Origin of the sequence: Psychrobacter sp. TB20-MNA-CIBAN-0197 (assembly GCF_040309765.1) — a bacterium.
Lineage (GTDB): Bacteria > Pseudomonadota > Gammaproteobacteria > Pseudomonadales > Moraxellaceae > Psychrobacter > Psychrobacter submarinus.
The window spans coordinates 1-340 of the sequence record NZ_JBEOPC010000234.1 but is presented as its reverse complement, the minus strand read 5'-3'; the positions used below and the strand labels follow the sequence as shown (position 1 = coordinate 340).

The 340-nt window shown below is 35.9% G+C and carries 1 protein-coding gene; it reads right to left on the bottom strand.

Going from position 1 to position 340, the window contains the following annotated elements; all coding sequences use genetic code 11:
- Positions 1 to 340, bottom strand: a 340-nt coding sequence (locus tag AAEY83_RS13465) for a Maf family protein (protein ID WP_351059553.1), incomplete at both ends; no start/stop codon positions are given.

The window sequence follows — 340 nt, the reverse complement described above, 5'->3', positions numbered from 1 at the left end:
ACCCTTCACTTTTAAAGCTGCCAGCACAGTTATAAGGCTGCTCTGCGTCGCAATAAGCACTAATTTGTGCATCACTTAGGGTTTTAAACGTCACATTAAAAGGTTCTACGCAGGTTTTTTTTGTTCCAGTTACAATATCGTAAACACAAAGCCCAGTTAAAAATGTTACAGTATTACCGCTAAATAAATTTAGTTGTTTTAGAGCATTTTGTTTATTGTGCGGTTTACCTAAAATTTGATTGTTAAACACAGCGACTTGGTCTGATCCAATTGCTAACCCTTTTTTAAAGTGTTTATTAGCTGCTGAGGCTTTTAACTCACTTAAACGCTTAACCAGTTC